The sequence below is a fragment of the Saccharothrix carnea genome, from assembly GCF_003014735.1.
Lineage (GTDB): Bacteria > Actinomycetota > Actinomycetes > Mycobacteriales > Pseudonocardiaceae > Actinosynnema > Actinosynnema carneum.
Map to the genome: position 1 here is coordinate 613778 of NZ_PYAX01000003.1, position 14998 is coordinate 628775.

Consider the following 14998-nt stretch of genomic DNA (forward strand, 5'->3'; position numbering starts at 1 on the left):
CGAAATCCCCGCCCGCGGAGCAACCGGGGGCGGGGATTTCGGCATGCGCGTGAACGGGCGGGCTCAGCCCAGGGCCGTGCCCAGCGCCTGCCAGTCCAGCACCGGCGCGGCCAGGTCGCGGATCGCGGCCAGCAGCCCCAGCCTCGCCCGCCGCACGTCGGCGTCCTCGGCCATCACCAGCACCTCGTCGAAGAACGTGTTCACCGGCCCGGTCAGCCCGTTCGCGGCGGCGGCGAACGCGGCCAGCCCCGTGACGCCCGCCGGCACGTCGGCCAGCGCCTTGTGCAGCGCCAACTCGGCCGGTTCCACCAGCGCCTGCGGGTCGTACTCGCCGACGGTGTCCGCGGGCACGATCCGCCGCACCCGCTGCAACGCGGCCACCAGCGCGGCGAAGTCCGGGTCACCGGCCAGCCCGGTCAGCTCGGCCAACGTCGCGTCGGCCACCGCGGGCGCGTCGGCCAGCGGCAGCACGGCGTTGACGAACCGGTGGTCGTGCCCGGCGTCCAGCAACTGCTGCTCGTACCGCCGCACGGTGAACTCGCGCGCGGTGTCCAACGCCTCCGCGGACACCTCCAAGTCCTGCGACGCCAGCGCCAACGCCTTGGTCAGCGTGATGTCCTTCAGGTCCGGGAACGCCCGCAGCACGCTCACCGCGCCCAACGCCGCCCGCCGCAACCCGAACGGGTCGGAGCTGCCGGTCGGGTTGGCCCCGATGCCGAACAGCCCCGCCAGCAGGTCGAACCGGTCGGCCAGCGACAGCAGCGCGCCGGGCGTGGACGACGGCAGCGCGTCACCCGCCGAACGCGGCAGCTCCATCTCCCACAGGGCCCGCGCGACCTCCGGCGTCTCCCCCGCCCGCTCGGCGTACTCGCGGGCCATCACACCCGCCAGGCTCGACAGCTCGATCACCATCTGCGAGCCCAGGTCGAACTTGGCCAGCTCACCGGCCCGCGCCAGGGTCTCGTCGGCCGTGCCGACCTCGTCGGCGAGCCGCCGCGCGAGCGTCGCGATCCGGCCCGCCCGGTCGGCCATCGAACCGAGCTTGTCGGCGAACGTGAGCTTCTCCAGCCCGGCCTTCATGTCCGCCAACGGCGTGCGCAGGTCGGCCCGCCAGAAGAACGCCGCGTCCTCGTACCGGGCCCGCAGCACGGCCTCGTTGCCCGCGCGGACCAGGTCGGCGTCCACCTCGCCGTTGGCCACGGCCACGAAGTGCGGCAGCAGCGAACCGTCCTGCGCGCGCACCGGCAGGTACCGCTGGTGCTTGCGCATCACGGTGGTGAGGATCTGCGCGGGCAGCTCCAGGTAGCGCTCCTCGAACGAACCGAGGATCGGCGTCGGCCGCTCGACCAGGTTGGTGACCTCGTCCAGCACGCCCTCGAAGTCCACCACGCCGCCCACGGACGCGGCCAGCTCCTCGGCCCGCGCCACGATGGCGTCCCGGCGGGACTGAGCCGAGGCGTCGATGCCGTGCCCGGCCAGGAACTCCAGGTAACCGTCCGCCGTGGACACCTCGACCACGGGCGTGGCGGCGGTGCGGTGCACGCGGGTCTTCGGCTCGGCCGCCAGCGACGACACCGCGACCGGCACCGGCGTCGTGCCCAGCAGGGCGAGCAGCCAGCGGATCGGGCGGGTGAACGACAGCTTCGGGTCGTTCCACTTCATGTTCTTCTCGGCGCGCAGCTCCGCCACCACCTCGCCGAGCAGCCCGCTGAGCACCTCGACCGCGCCGCGACCGGGATCGGTGCGCACCAGGGCGACGTGCTCGACGCCGTTCTCCGTGACGCGGCCGAGCGCGTCCACGGCCACGCCCTGGCCGCGGGCGAAGCCCTGCACGGCCTTGGTCGGGTTGCCGTCTGCGTCGAACGCGGCGGACACGCGGGGACCGCGCACGGTCTTCTCCGCGTCCGGCTCGCGCGGCGCGACGTCGGGCACCAGCACCACGACCCGGCGCGGCGTGCCGTGCACCTCGACCGCGCCGTGCGCCAGCCTGGTCGTGCCCAGCTTGTCCGTGACGGCCTTGCCGACCGCCTCGACGGTGCGGGTCACCTCGGCGGGGGGCAGCTCCTCCGTGCCGATCTCGAACAGCAGCGTGGCCGGGGCGGTGACCTCGGCGAACGTGTCCGGCGTCGTGGCCGCGGCGGGCGCCTCGGCCAGCCCCAGCGGGTGGCCGAGCTCCTCGCGGCGGGCCGCCCACAGGCCGGCGACCTCGCGGGCCAGGCCACGCATCCGGCCGAACGCGCGGGCCCGCTCCGTGGTGCTGATCGCGCCGCGGGCGTCGAGCACGTTGAACGTGTGCGAGCACTTGAGCACGTAGTTGTGCGCGGGCACGGGCAGGCGCGCGTCGAGCATCCGGCGCGCCTCGGAGGCGTACTCCTCGAACAGCCGCTTGTTCGCCTCCACGTCGGCGTCGTCGAGGTAGTAGCGGCTCATCTCGTACTCGGCCTGGCCGAACGCCTCGCCGTAGGAGATGCCGGGCGCGTACGCGATGTCCTTGAAGTGGTCGACACCCTGCAACGCCATCATGATGCGTTCGATGCCGTACGTGATCTCGACCGACACGGGGTCGAGCGACATGCCGCCGGCCTGCTGGAAGTAGGTGAACTGGGTGATCTCCAACCCGTCCAGCCACACCTCCCAGCCCAGACCCCACGCGCCGAGCGCGGGCGAGGCCCAGTTGTCCTCCACGAACCGCACGTCGTGCGCCCGGACGTCGATGCCCAGCGCTTCGAGGCTGCCCAGGTACAGCTCCTGGGGGTTACCCGGGTCGGGCTTGAGGATGACCTGGAACTGGGTGTGGGTCTGCAGCCGGTTCGGGTTCTCGCCGTACCGCGCGTCGTCGGGCCGCACGCTGGGCTCGACGTAGGACACGCGCCACGGCTCCGGACCCAGCACCCGCAGCACGGTGGCCGGGTTCAACGTACCGGCGCCGACCTCGGTGTTGTACGGCTGCACGACGACGCAGCCCCGTTCGGTCCAGTACCTGGTGAGCGCGAGCAGCGCATCCTGCATGGTCAGCACGGTGGCAGTCTACGAACGCAGCACCGGTGACCTCACAATCGGGTAACCGACCTGGTCAGCACGGCCGCGGCCCGGTATCACCACGTCCGGCGACGCGGCTGTGCGACGCTGGTGGCAACCCGGGCGGCCTGTCATGCGTCCATTGGCGTGAACCCGGGTACATGGGAGGAGTGGGAGTGGACAACCGGCCGCCGAGGCCAGGCGAACCCGATGGGTTCCGCAGGCGACCCGTTCCCCCTCGGAATCCTTCCGCCGGTCAACCGCCGCGCGGCCACGAGCCGCCCCGGCGCTCCGAACCGAGCGCCGGCTTCGACCCGCCGCGGCGCGGACCCGAGCGCCCTACCGGTGAGCGCCGCACCCCTGGCCAGCCGGAACGCCGCGCGCCCGGCGCCGGTGAACGACCCTCCGGCGAACGACGCGCGCCCGGTCCGACCGGTGAACGCCGCGCGCCCGGCGAGCGCCCGAAGCGCTCCGCGACCGACCCCGCCCCTGGTCCGCGCGCGAGTGCGCCGCGGGCCAGGGCGGGCAGCGAGCCCGGTCGCTCCCGCGCGGACGACGACCGGCGGCCCGCCGCACCCCAACGCGTCTCCCCCGCCCAACGGCCCCGTCCGCCGGCCGGCCGCGGGGGTGGTCCGCCACGCCGCAGGCCGCCGACGCGCCCCACGAGCGGCGGCGCGATCTTCCGCCGGTCGCTGCTCGCCCTGTTCTCGGTCGCCGTCCTGCTCGGCACCGGCTACGCGTGGGCGAACCTCAGCACGCTGCTGAGCAACATCACCACCACCGACGTGATCAGCGCCGCGGGCGGCGGCGAGAAGCCCGCCGACGGCTCGGTCGACATCCTCATGGTCGGCATGGACAGCCGCACCGACTCCAAGGGCAACCCGCTGCCCGACGAGATCCTCCGGGAGCTGCACGCGGGCAACGAGAACGACGGCGGCCTGAACACCGACACGCTGATCCTGATGCACGTGCCGAACGACGGCGGCAAGGCGGTCGCGGTGTCGTTCCCGCGCGACTCCTACGTGCAGATCGCCGGCGGCTACGGCCGACACAAGATCAACTCCGCCTACGGCTACGGCAAGAACGAGGCCGTCGCGAAGCTCCAGAAGGAAGGCGTCGACAACCCCGCGGAGCTGGAGGTCAAGTCGCGCCAGGGCGCCGCGAAGACCCTCATCTCCACCATCGAGGGCCTGACCGGCGTCGTCATCGACCACTACGCCGAGATCAACCTGGTCGGGTTCTACGAGATCACCAAGGCCATCGGCGGCGTGGACGTGTGCCTCAACCAGGCCACCCGGGACGACATGTCCGGCGCGAACTTCGCCGCCGGGCCGCAGAAGATCCAGGGCCGCGAGGCGCTGGCGTTCGTCCGGCAGCGGTACGGGCTGCTGCGCGGCGACCTCGACCGCATCGTGCGCCAGCAGGTGTTCATGGCGGGCCTGGCCAAGCAGGTCCTGTCCGCGGGCACCCTGTCGGACCCCGGCAAGCTGCGCGGCCTGATCGACGCGCTGACCAAGTCGATCGTGCTCAACGACGGCTGGAACGTGCTGGACTTCGCCACCCAGATGAAGGACCTGACCGGCGGCAACCTCAGGTTCGAGACGATCCCGACCGGCAGCATCGAGCTGAACACGCCCGAGGACGGCATGGCGGTCGAGGTCAACGAGCGCGAGGTGAAGAGGTTCTTCAAGAACCTCAGCGCCGACCCGAACGCGACAGGCACCACAACGCCCCCCGTCGACCACGCGACCGTCACCGTCGAGGTGCGCAACGCCTCGGGCCTGCCGGGCCTGGCCGGGCGGGTGCTGCAGGCGCTGGTGGCCGAGCGGTTCGTCGACGGCGGCGCCGACAACGCCACGCCCATGGCCACGTCGGTGGCCCGCTACGGCACGGGCGGCGAGGCGGCGGCGGAGGCAGTGTCGGAGAGCCTGGGCGGCCTCGAACTGGAAGAGGACCCCAACGTCCCGGCCGGTCACGTGCGCGTGTTCGTGGGCTCGGACTACGCCGGGCCGGGCGCGCAGAACCTCGCCGGCAAGCCGCTGGTCGGCCTGGACGGCGCGCGGCAGCAGCCGACGACGACCACGACGGAGCCGCCCATCACCGCGGACGGGGTGCGCTGCGTCAACTGATCGACTACTCGGGGGGTAGCCGTGGGGAGCTTCGTCGGACGGATCCGGTGGAAGCGCGTGCTGGTCGCGCTCGGCCTGCTGGCCGTGGTCGCGGCCACGCCGTGGGTGTGGGTGCAGACCAGCAGCGCCGCCTACCGGCACGACGCGGCGGACGTGCCGGACGCGCCGGTGGCACTGGTCCTCGGCGCGGGCCTGACCAGGGCGGGCACGCCGACGCCGTTCCTGGCGGGCAGGCTCGACGTGGCCGCCGACCTGTACCGGCGCGGCAAGGTCGAGGTGCTGCTGGTCAGCGGCGACAACAGCCGCACGGAGTACGACGAGCCGACCGCGATGCGCACGTACCTGATCGGCCGGGGCGTGCCCGCGGACGACGTGGTGGCCGACTACGCGGGCCTGGACACGTGGGACTCGTGCACCAGGGCGAAGCGGATCTTCGGCGTCGAGCGGGCGACCGTGGTGACCCAGGAGTTCCACCTGCCGCGCGCGGTGGCGCTGTGCCGTTCGGCGGGCATCGAGGCGTTCGGCGTGGGGCACGACACGTCCGACCGGGTGTCGACCACCGCCTACGGGCACTTCCGGGAGGTGTTCGCGGCGGGCAAGGCGATGTGGGACGGCGTCGTCGCCAAGCCCGACCCGCGCTTCCTCGGACCGCGGGAAAGCGGCGTGACCAGCGCCTTGGAGTGATGAAACGCTACTGTCAGTACCACTCGATTAGCCTAATCGGGCGATAAATGGGACAACCCGCGTAAGCGAACGTCCTGTCGCGCTTTCCATCTGCGTGGGGTCTGTCGGGGCCCCGGCGGACTGGAGGATCGACGGTGCAGATCGACACAGCGGCGTACCAGCGCGTGCTCGGCGACGAGCTCCGCAGCCTGCGCAAGCAGCGCGGCTGGACCCGCAAGGAGCTCAACCGCCGGCTGCAGAGCGACATCTCGCTGCAGACGCTCGCCACGTACGAACTGGGTACCCGCCAGTGCTCGGTGGTCCGCTTGGTCGAGATCTGCGTCGCGCTCGGCGTGCCCGCGCACCAGGTGCTCGCGCGCGTCCACGAACGCGTGTTCGGCGACACCCCCGCCGGGCACCTCTCGGTGGACTTGGCCACGGTCGTCGCCGACACGCGACCGCAACTGATGCCGCTGCGCCGCTGGGCGCAGGGCAGGCTCGCGCACCTGGTGCCCGGCCAGCCGCCCGAGGTGCACCTCGACCTGCCCGCGCTGGAGTACATGGCCCAGTTGTGCCAGCTCAGCACGGTGGACCTGATCAGGACCCTGCGGGAGCTCGACCACCACGGGCCCCGGTAGCATCGGGGGATCTCCCTCCCCTGACAGATCCGGGAAGTCGGTTGCCTAACACTCCAGGTGCAGACCCAGCCCGCCTGCCGCTGCGCACCGCGGCGGCCGTGCGACTGGGCAACATGAGTTCCAAGCTGTCGCAGAAGATGGGCCTGGGCGCGGGCGGCATGATCGGTGGCCGGGTCGCGCTGAAGCTCGACCCGCAGGCGCTGGCGCACTTGACGTCCGGACGCCAGGTCGCGCTGGTGACCGGCACGAACGGCAAGACCACCAGCACGATGATGCTCAGCCGGGCCGTGTCGTTCCTGGGCGAGGTCGCCACCAACCACGGTGGCGCGAACATGCCGGACGGGCACGTGACCGCGCTGTCCAAGCAGCCCGACGCGCCGTACGCGGTGCTGGAGGTCGACGAGGGGTACTTCCCCGAGGTCGTGCGGGCCGCGGCACCCGCGGTGGCCGTGCTGCTCAACCTCAGCCGCGACCAGCTCGACCGGGTCGGCGAGGTGCGCACCATCGAGAAGTCGCTGCGCACGGCGCTGGCGTCGGTGACCGGGGTCGTGGTGGCCAACTGCGACGACATCATGGTGACGTCGGCGGCCCGCGACTCGGCGAACGTGGTGTGGGTCGCCACCGGGACGGGCTGGCACAACGACGCCGCCTCGTGCCCGCGCTGCGGCGACCCGATCCGCTGGCAGGGCGAGCACTGGCAGTGCACCGGGTGCGACCTGGCCCGGCCGCGGCCGCAGTGGGTGACCGGCGACGGGTACCTGGTCACGCCGAACGGCGTGAAGGTGGAGCTGTCGCTGCGTCTGCCCGGCAAGTTCAACCAGGCCAACGCCGTGATGGCCGCAGCGGCCGCGGCGGCACTGGGCGTGCCGGTGGAGGAGGCCGTGCAGCGGTTGCGCGCGGTGTCCAACGTGGCCGGTCGGTACCGGACGATCCAGCGGTCCGGGCACCGGGCGCGGCTGCTGCTGTCGAAGAACCCGGCCGGGTGGAGCGAGACGCTGACCGTGGTGCGCGAGGCCGACCACCCCGCGGTGCTCGTGATCAACGCGCACGAGGCGGACGGGCGCGACCTGTCGTGGCTGTGGGACGTGCCGTTCGAGCGTTTGCGCGGCCGTCAGGTGATCGCGTCCGGCGAGCGGGCGACGGACCTGGCCGTGCGGCTGACCTACGCCGAGGTCGAGCACACGATCGTGCCGGACCCGCTGCTGGCGATCGACGCCATGCCGCCGGGACCGGTCGAGGTGATCGCCAACTACACCGCATTCCGCGACCTGAACGCGAGGGCCGCCCAGTGAGCACCAGCAAGGTCCAGATCGCGCTCGTGCTGCCCGACCTGCTGGGCACGTACGGCGACTTCGGCAACGCGGTCGTGCTGGAGAAGCGGATGACGTGGCGGGGCATCTCCGCCGAGATCGTCAACATCCGGTTCGGCGAGCCGGTGCCGGAGTCGTGCGACATCTACGTGGTCGGCGGCGGTGAGGACACGGCGCAGACGTTGGCCGTGCGGCACCTGCGCGAGCACCCGGGGATGCAGCGTGCGGCGGCACGCGGGGCGGTGATCCTCGGTGTGTGCGCGGGGATCCAGATCTTCGGCGAGTCGTTCACCCGGGCCGACCAGGTGACCCACGCCGGTCTCGGGTTGATCGACTCGACGTCGCACGCGGGTGGCAGCCGTGCCATCGGCGAGGTCATCGCGACCCCCGCGGACGGCCTGTTCGAGGGGCTGCTGACCGGGTTCGAGAACCACCAGGGCCGCACCGTGCTCGGCCCGTCTGCCCGCCCGTTGGCGCACGTCAAGGTGGGCACGGGCAACGACGGTTCGGTGGAGGGCGCGGTCCAGGGCCGGATCCTGTGCACCTACCTGCACGGTCCCGTCCTGCCGCGCAACCCGCAGATCGCCGACCTGCTGATCGAGTGGGCCACGGGCATCAAGCCCGGCCCCCTCGACCTGCCCGACGTGACCCGCCTGCGCGCCGAACGCGCCAAAGCCGCCGGCGTCCCGCTCTGAGCGTTGAATTCACCGACCCTGAGCGTTGGACTCTCGCGGCCTGAGCGTTGGACTCTCGCGAGAGTCCAACGTTCGGCGCGCGAGAGTCCAACGCTCACGTTGCGCGTGTCCTACGTTCAGAACCCCTGAGTTGAACGTTCGGGTCAGGCCGGGACGCGGGTGCGGCGGGCGCGGGTCAGGGTGTAGTCCTCGGCGCGGACGGTCTTGGTGCGCATCCAGTAGCGCCACGTGAAGCCGGGCCACACCGTGCGGTTGATGCCCTGCGCGTCGAGGTACCAGCTCTTGCAGCCGCCCTCGGTCCACACGCCCTTGGACAGCTTGCGCTGCAACTGCCGGTTGAACCGCGCCTGCACGTCCGGCCGCACGTCCAGCTCGTCCGCGCCGTGGGAGTCCAGCAGCTCCAGGCACTGCCGGACGTACCGGATCTGCGACTCGATCATGAACACCACCGAGTTGTGCCCCAGGCCGGTGTTCGGGCCGAGCAGGAAGTACAGGTTCGGGAAGCCCGAGACGGTGATCCCGTAGTAGGTCTCGATCCCCTCCTCGCGCCACTTCTTCGCCAGGTCGACGCCACCCTTGCCGGTGATGTCCAGGTAGTCGAACGAGTCGACCACGTGGAACCCGGTGCCGTAGACGATCACGTCGACCTCGTGCTCGACGCCCGCGGCGTCCACGATGCTGTTCGCCCGCACCTCACTGATGCCGTCCGTCACCAGGTCGACGTTCGGCTTGGCCAGTGCCGGGTAGTAGTCGTTGCTGATCAGCACGCGCTTGCAGCCCATGGTGTAGTCGGGCGCCAGCTTCGCCCGCAACGCCTCGTCCGGCACCTGGGAACGCATGTGCCGCCGGGCGATGTTCTGCGCGAACTCCATGATCTTCGGGTTCACGGCGAAGCCGAGCGCGCTCGACTCCCGCGTCCAGTACACGAAATCGCGGTACAGGCGCTGGGTGAACGGCAGCGCTCCGAACAGCTTCTGCTCCCAGGTCCGGATGGACCGGTCCATCTTGGGCATGATCCACGGCGGCGTGCGCTGGAAGATCGTCAGCCGACCGACCTCGTCGGCGATCCGCGGCACGAACTGGATCGCGCTGGCACCCGTGCCGACCACGGCGACCTTCTTGCCGCGCAGGTCGTAGTCGTGGTCCCACTCGGCCGAGTGGAACGCCTTGCCGGCGAAGTTCTCGATACCGGGCAGGGTCGGCACGTTCGGGATGTGCAACGCGCCCACGCCCGCGACGACGGACTTCGCGGTGTACGTGTCACCGTTCTCGACGGTGACGTGCCAGACCTTGTCGTCCTCGTCCCACCGCGCGCCGCCGACCTTGCTGTCGAACCGGATGTGCTCGCGCAGCCGGTACTTCTCGGCGACCCGCTTGAGGTAGTCCCAGATCTCCGGCTGCCGGGCGAACATGCGCGACCACCGCGGGTTCAGCTCGAACGAGAACGAGTACATGTGGGACGGCACGTCGCACGCGCAGCCGGGGTAGGAGTTGTCCCGCCAGGTGCCGCCGAGGTCGCCCGCCTTCTCCAGCACGACGAAGTCGCGCTTCCCGGCGCGCTTGAGCTCGATCGCCATGCCCAGGCCGGAGAAGCCCGTGCCGACGATCAGGACTTCGACCTCTCGGTGCATGCCCGTCTCCTCCACGTCCGCGTACATACTGCCGAGTAGGTTACTCGAAGTAAGTTACCTCCGGTAGTCTCGACTTCGTGACCACGACCGAGCCGCGCCGCCGAAGGATGCCGAAGGCCGAGCGCAAGGCGCAGATGCTCGACATCGCCGAGGGCGTCTTCGCCGAACGCGGCTACCTGGCGGCGTCCATGGACGAGATCGCCGAACGGGTCGGGGTGTCCAAGCCGATGCTGTACGAGTACTTCGGCTCCAAGGAGGGCCTGCTCATCGGCTGCATCCACCGGGCGCGCACGGAACTGCTCGACCGCACGCAGCAGGCGATCACCGGCGCGGACGGCCCCGAGGAGATCCTGCGGCGCGGCCTGCTGGCGTTCTTCGAGTTCATCGCCGAGCACAAGCAGTCGTGGGCGTTGCTGCGCCAGGAGGCGGCGATCACGGTGCCGTCCGCCGTCGAGGAGGTCGAGGGCATCAGGCGGCAGCAGACGGACCTGATCGCGGCCGTGATCGGCAGCTTCGACTCCGATGTGGACGCGGTCGAGGCCGAGGCGTTCGCCGAGATCGTGGTCGGCTCGACCGAACGGCTGGCGCTGTGGTGCGAGCGCAGGCCCGAGGTGGGACCTGCGCTCGCGACGGCCTACGTGATGGACGTCGTGTGGCGCGGCGTGGCGAGCCGGCTCACGACGTGAGCGGCGGGGTCAGGCGCGGCGACGGCGGCTGAACAGCAGCAGCACCCCGCCGGCGAGCAGCACGGCCAAGCCGCCCAGAGCCGTCCACACCGGTGCCGCGCCCGTGCTCGCCAACCCGTGGTCGGCCGACATCACCCGTGGCGCCGGCGGCGCACCGGCGGGCACGGTGGCGCCGACCGGGCTGCTCGTGGTGACGCTCGTGGTCGATGACGGGGTGGTCGACGGCGTGGTCGACGCGGTGGTCGAGGCGGTGGTGGTGCCCGCGACACCCGTCGTGGTGGTGGTGACCGACGTCGCGGACGTGCCGGACACGGCGGTCGTCGTGGTGGTGGCCCCGGTGGACGTTCCTCCGGTCGACGGGGTGGTGGTCGTCGGGTACGTCGTGGTGGTCGCGGAGGTGGTCGTCGTCGACTTGGTGGTCGTGGTGTGGCACGGCGGATCGCCGCGGTGCTTGCAGACGTCACCCCGGACCTGGTCGCCCCACCCGTCCGGCACGTGCCACGGCGGACTTGCCATCGCCACGCCCGGCGCGACCGCCAAGCCCAGCGCCAGGCACACCAGAACGACCACTCGACGGCTCATGACGACCTCTCAGACCAAGGTGATTACTCCAAACAGCCTATCGGCACCCGATGGCCGCCCGTTACCGCTCATGCACCGTCCGTACAGGGATTTCCAGTACACGATCGGGTGGCGCGCGGGGACGTCGCGGCCCCATGTCCGGCATTTACTAGATAGAAGAGTGCCGTGTCCACACTCCCGATCACCGCGAACTACCGGCGCAACGGCGACGATTGGGCGGTCACCGTGCGTGCCGCCGGCAAGGAGCTCGACGCCACCGCACCGGGCCTGATCGCGGCCAGACTGGCCGCCGACCAACTGGTCGAGGAGATCGCGGTCGGCCGCTCCGCGCGGGCCGTCGTGCACCTGCTCGACGGCGACGCGCTCGCGTTCTCCGTGGCGTACCTGCACACCCGCGCGGGCCTCGCGCCACCGCAGACGGGGTGAACCCGAAGCGGCGCGGCGCCCGGGCGGATGATCGAAGCCTGATTCCGGGCGCTCCCGGCCTAGGATGTCCCGCCAAAGGCGACAGGAGCGCGAAATGGCCACACCGGTGTACAGCGGGGCTACTCGGAACCCGCAGCGAGGCAGACCCAGGGACGCCACCCGGGACGACGCGTTGCGACAGGCCGCGCTGGAGGTGATGGCGGAAGTCGGGTACCGCGCGCTGACGATGGACGCCGTCGCGGCGCGCGCCCGTGCGGGCAAGGCGACGATCTACCGGCGTTGGGAGTCCAAGCTCGACCTGGTGATCGACACGTGCACGCAGCTGGCGCAGCAGAACCTGGCCGAGCCGGACACCGGTTCCCTCGCCGGCGACCTGCGGGAGTTCCTGAGCGCGTTCGCCGCGTTCCTGTCCGGCCCGATCGGCAAGGCGGCGCAAGCCCTCGTCGGGGAGCTGCCGCACGAGCCGGAACTCGCTTCGGCGTTTCGCGGGACGTTCCTGACCGCGCAGCGGGACGTGCTGCGGCGCATCCTGGACCGCGCCGAGGAGCGCGGCGAACTGCGCCAGGACGCACCGCGCGGCATGGCGGTCGAACTCGCGGGCGCCGCACTGATCTACCGGCTGATGCTCACCGGTGACCCGCTCGACCTGCCGTTCGTGGACCGCGTGGTGGATCAGGTGCTGATGCCCCTCGTCGCCAAGGGGCAGTAGGCCACTTTCAGCGGAACAGCTTGCGCAGCAAGGCGAACCCGACGAGCACGGCCACCGCGATCAGCGAGTACCGGATCTTGGGTTCGTCGAGCTTCGCGCGCACGCTCAGCTTGCCGGACTCGACGAAGCGCTGGGGGTTCGCCCTGGTCCCCAGCTCGTCGAGGGTCACGGCCAACGCGTCGCGCGCCTGCTCGATCTCGCGCTGGATGGTGTCGGGATCGCGGGCCACATCTCCTCCTAGCTGCTGCACCTTGGTCACAACCGTAGTTGAGCCGTGGGGCGGGCGTTGACCTGACCGGCCGACAACAGCTTTATAACACTGTTTTTGTTCAAGTGGAGCAGTGGTGTCCCTCGGCGTCGTGCTTTCCGGCCTGCCGATAAGCTTGCGCCGCCGGGCTCGTAGCCCAATTGGCAGAGGCACACGGTTTAGGTCCGTGCCAGTGAGAGTTCGAGTCTCTCCGAGCCCACGTCACCGGTGGCCCTCGGCGTTCGCGCGCCGGGGGCCGCCGCCGTTCAGGCCGTGTAGCGCAGGACTTCCAGCATCGACTGCGGGTCGACGGCGGACGGGTCCGGTTCCTCGCAGGCGGCCAGCCCGGCGCGGATCGCGGCGACGTCCAGGCCCGTGCCGATCAGCACGAGCTCGGTGCGCCGCGGTCCCGGCCACGCCGAGCGCTCGAACCGCAGGAACGCGCCGACCGTGTGCAGGCCGAACCGCTGCCGGTGGCCCGGCACGTCGAACCGCACGAAGCCCTTGATCCGGTACAGGCCCTTGGGCCGTGCGTCGAGGAAGGCCATGAGCCGCAACGGGTTCATCGCACCGCCGGTGAACTCCACGCTGTCGTAGCGCACGTGGTCGTGCTCTTCGTCCACCAGGTCCTCGAACGACAGCTGGCCGAACCGCTCGCGCGGCCGCGGGTCGAACAGCAGGGCCGGGTCCACGCGGCCGAACGACGACCGCACCACCGGCACACCCGGCTCGAGCCGGTCGATCTCGGCCGCGAGCGCCTCCGGGTCCGTGACGCGGTCGACCTTGTTCAGCACCACCAGGTCCGCCACGCGCAGGTGCTTGGCCAGGTCGTCGGGGAACTCCGCGGCGTCGACCAGCAGCACCAGGCCGCCGTAGGCGAGCCGCGGGTTCTCGCTCGCGAGCACCATCCGCGCCATGGCCTGCGGTTCGGCCAGGCCGCTGGCCTCGATCACGATGACGTCGACCTGCGAGTCCAGCTTGGCCAGCATCTCGTCCAGCTCGCTGACGTCGACCGCGCAGCACAGGCACCCGTTGCTCAGCGAGACTGTGGAGTCGACCTGCCCGGCCACGCTCATCGCGTCGATGCCGATGGCACCGAAGTCGTTGACCACCACCCCGATCCGCGTGCCGCGGCTGCCGTTGAGGAGGTGGTTGAGCAACGTCGTCTTGCCGGAGCCGAGGAACCCCGCCACCACGACCACCGGGATCCGCTTCACGCCGTCCGATCCTACGGACCGGTCATCAGGGCGATGAACTGGTCCATGGCGGCGTCGACACCGGCCAGGTCGTCGGTGGCGACCAGGTCCAGGAGCAGGCCCCGGGCGACGGCCAGGCCGAGGCGGGCGCGGGCTTCGGCGACGTCGGGCGGGTGGCCCAGCGAGCGCTGGATGGCGGCCACCGGCTCCAGCCAGTCGGTGACGATGCCGTCCAGCAGGGGTGTGGTGCCGGGGCGGCCTCGGGCGGCTTGGGCGTACAGCTCGAAGAACAGGCGTTCGTGGGCGCGCAGGGCCGGGTCGGTCAGCGTGCGCCAGAACGCGCGGGCGGCCGCGGCGGGGTCGGCCGGCGGCAGGGAGGCCAGCAGGGCGCGTTGCCGGGCCTCGACCGCGCGGACGACCTCGACCAGCAGTCCCTCCATCGAGCCGAAGTGGTAGATCAGCATCCGGTGGCTCGTGCCCACGGCGTCCGCCAGGCGGCGCAGGCTCACGTCGGCCAAGCCGTGCTCGGCCAGGTGCTCGACCACGGCCGTGAGCAGGCGTTCGCGCGCCGCACCTTGTCCCTTCATGTACCAAATGGTACATGTACCACATGGTACAGAGAGTGGACGTCAAGGTGCGCAGTGACGCACCACCGGAACGGGTTTACCGGCTGGCCGCGGACAGTGCGACGTGGCCCGACTGGTCGCCCGTGCTGCGGTACGAGCGGGAACGGGCCGGTGACGCGAATGGTGTCGGCGAAGTGCGGGTATTCCACAACCGAGGCCGCAAGGAGCCGACGAGGGAGGAGGTCGTCGAACTGACGCCGAACCGGCGGGTGGGCTACGCCCTGCTGTCGGGTCTCGCCATTCGCGACTACCGGGCGTTCATCGACCTCACGCCGGACGACGGCGGCACGGCGATCCGCTGGCACTCGTCGTTCGACGCGAAGGTCCCCGGGACGGGGTGGCTGTACCGCCTGGTGCTCCAGGCCGTGATCGGGCGGTACGCCAGAGGGCTGGCCGCGCACGCCGCGGTGGCGGACTGAGGTTTTCCACACCCCGGTGTGCG

The 14998-nt window shown here is 71.3% G+C and carries 15 protein-coding genes and 1 tRNA gene; 10 read left to right on the top strand and 6 right to left on the bottom strand.

What is annotated here, in order from left to right:
• Positions 1 to 63: 63 nt before the first annotated feature.
• On the bottom strand, positions 64 to 3009 hold the full coding sequence (locus B0I31_RS11155; protein WP_106615440.1) for a glycine--tRNA ligase: 2946 nt from the start codon (positions 3007 to 3009) through the stop codon (positions 64 to 66).
• A gap of 185 nt (positions 3010 to 3194) precedes the next feature.
• Here B0I31_RS11155 and B0I31_RS11160 point away from each other — a divergent pair, with 185 nt between their 5' ends.
• The 5 genes from B0I31_RS11160 (at position 3195) to B0I31_RS11180 (ending at position 8453) form a co-directional block, all read left to right on the top strand.
• Positions 3195 to 5147: an LCP family protein gene (locus B0I31_RS11160; protein WP_245949806.1), complete on the top strand. Its 1953-nt coding sequence runs from the start codon at positions 3195 to 3197 to the stop codon at positions 5145 to 5147.
• Between the two features lie 21 nt (positions 5148 to 5168).
• Positions 5169 to 5831 (top strand): SanA/YdcF family protein, encoded by a 663-nt coding sequence (locus B0I31_RS11165; protein ID WP_106615226.1) that lies wholly within the window; start codon positions 5169 to 5171, stop codon positions 5829 to 5831.
• Between the two features lie 134 nt (positions 5832 to 5965).
• Entirely contained in the window at positions 5966 to 6448 is a 483-nt protein-coding gene (locus B0I31_RS11170; protein WP_106615227.1) for a helix-turn-helix domain-containing protein, read from the top strand.
• A 113-nt stretch (positions 6449 to 6561) separates the two neighbouring features.
• The gene (locus tag B0I31_RS11175) at positions 6562 to 7740 is read left to right on the top strand and encodes a Mur ligase family protein (RefSeq protein ID WP_106615228.1); all 1179 of its coding nucleotides are present in this window, start codon (positions 6562 to 6564) and stop codon (positions 7738 to 7740) included.
• Positions 7737 to 8453 carry a type 1 glutamine amidotransferase gene (locus B0I31_RS11180; protein WP_106615229.1) on the top strand — a complete coding sequence of 239 codons (717 nt, stop codon included), beginning with the start codon at positions 7737 to 7739 and terminating at the stop codon, positions 8451 to 8453. Before B0I31_RS11175 ends, B0I31_RS11180 begins: the two co-directional genes overlap by 4 nt.
• A gap of 143 nt (positions 8454 to 8596) precedes the next feature.
• Here B0I31_RS11180 and B0I31_RS11185 read toward each other — a convergent pair whose 3' ends face one another.
• A complete protein-coding gene (locus B0I31_RS11185) occupies positions 8597 to 10084 on the bottom strand; it encodes a flavin-containing monooxygenase (protein WP_106615442.1) in 1488 nt (495 codons plus the stop codon).
• Positions 10085 to 10161: 77 nt separating this feature from the next.
• On the opposite strand from B0I31_RS11185, the gene B0I31_RS11190 reads away from it, so the two are divergent.
• Complete coding sequence (locus tag B0I31_RS11190) at positions 10162 to 10770, top strand: TetR/AcrR family transcriptional regulator (protein WP_241828652.1); 609 nt, start codon at positions 10162 to 10164, stop codon at positions 10768 to 10770.
• Positions 10771 to 10779: 9 nt separating this feature from the next.
• Here the strand turns inward: B0I31_RS11190 and B0I31_RS40525 are convergent, their stop codons facing one another.
• Positions 10780 to 11352 carry an LPXTG cell wall anchor domain-containing protein gene (locus tag B0I31_RS40525; RefSeq protein ID WP_181320103.1) on the bottom strand — a complete coding sequence of 191 codons (573 nt, stop codon included), beginning with the start codon at positions 11350 to 11352 and terminating at the stop codon, positions 10780 to 10782.
• Between the two features lie 165 nt (positions 11353 to 11517).
• Here B0I31_RS40525 and B0I31_RS11200 point away from each other — a divergent pair, with 165 nt between their 5' ends.
• Both B0I31_RS11200 and B0I31_RS11205 read left to right on the top strand, forming a co-directional pair.
• The gene (locus B0I31_RS11200) at positions 11518 to 11778 is read left to right on the top strand and encodes a hypothetical protein (protein ID WP_106615231.1); all 261 of its coding nucleotides are present in this window, start codon (positions 11518 to 11520) and stop codon (positions 11776 to 11778) included.
• Positions 11779 to 11872: 94 nt separating this feature from the next.
• Positions 11873 to 12487 (top strand): TetR/AcrR family transcriptional regulator, encoded by a 615-nt coding sequence (locus tag B0I31_RS11205; protein ID WP_106615232.1) that lies wholly within the window; start codon positions 11873 to 11875, stop codon positions 12485 to 12487.
• 7 nt (positions 12488 to 12494) lie between these two features.
• Here B0I31_RS11205 and B0I31_RS11210 read toward each other — a convergent pair whose 3' ends face one another.
• Complete coding sequence (locus tag B0I31_RS11210) at positions 12495 to 12716, bottom strand: DUF3618 domain-containing protein (protein WP_106615233.1); 222 nt, start codon at positions 12714 to 12716, stop codon at positions 12495 to 12497.
• Positions 12717 to 12880: 164 nt separating this feature from the next.
• Here B0I31_RS11210 and B0I31_RS11215 point away from each other — a divergent pair.
• A tRNA-Leu gene (locus B0I31_RS11215) sits at positions 12881 to 12954 on the top strand.
• 46 nt (positions 12955 to 13000) lie between these two features.
• On the opposite strand, the gene B0I31_RS11220 is transcribed toward B0I31_RS11215, so the two are convergent.
• Positions 13001 to 13951, bottom strand: coding sequence for a CobW family GTP-binding protein (locus B0I31_RS11220; protein ID WP_106615234.1), 951 nt, complete (start codon positions 13949 to 13951; stop codon positions 13001 to 13003).
• An 11-nt stretch (positions 13952 to 13962) separates the two neighbouring features.
• Positions 13963 to 14517, bottom strand: coding sequence for a TetR family transcriptional regulator (locus B0I31_RS11225; protein ID WP_106615235.1), 555 nt, complete (start codon positions 14515 to 14517; stop codon positions 13963 to 13965).
• Positions 14518 to 14552: 35 nt separating this feature from the next.
• On the opposite strand from B0I31_RS11225, the gene B0I31_RS11230 reads away from it, so the two are divergent.
• Complete coding sequence (locus tag B0I31_RS11230) at positions 14553 to 14975, top strand: SRPBCC family protein (RefSeq protein WP_245949807.1); 423 nt, start codon at positions 14553 to 14555, stop codon at positions 14973 to 14975.
• Positions 14976 to 14998 lie beyond the last annotated feature (23 nt).